Source organism: Chryseobacterium sp. SIMBA_029 (assembly GCF_046535275.1).
Taxonomy (GTDB): Bacteria; Bacteroidota; Bacteroidia; order Flavobacteriales; family Weeksellaceae; genus Chryseobacterium.
The window spans coordinates 1-242 of the sequence record NZ_JAWRXA010000761.1; the positions used below are offsets into that span (position 1 = coordinate 1).

A 242-nucleotide genomic window follows, 5' to 3' on the forward strand; every position below is an offset into this window, starting at 1 on the left:
GTATTTAAGAATGACAGAAACGGAAATCTGATAGAGAAACACCGGTTTATCTACAGCCAGCCTTCCGGATTAGGAACCCTTAAAAGAGTGATTTCTCCAACAGGAGGGGTTACGGAATATAATCTGGAGTACGGTGATAGGTATTTTAATTATAGTGATCCCGAATACCTGGCTTATCTCCAGCAGGAGACGAATATTATCAATCCCGAGATTCAATACTGGTCTTCTATGGGTAATGGTCC

Annotated in this window: 1 protein-coding gene; it reads left to right on the top strand. The window is 41.3% G+C overall.

Going from position 1 to position 242, the window contains the following annotated elements:
- On the top strand, positions 1 to 242 hold a 242-nt coding region (locus SB679_RS25975; RefSeq protein WP_410705271.1), incomplete at both ends, for a hypothetical protein.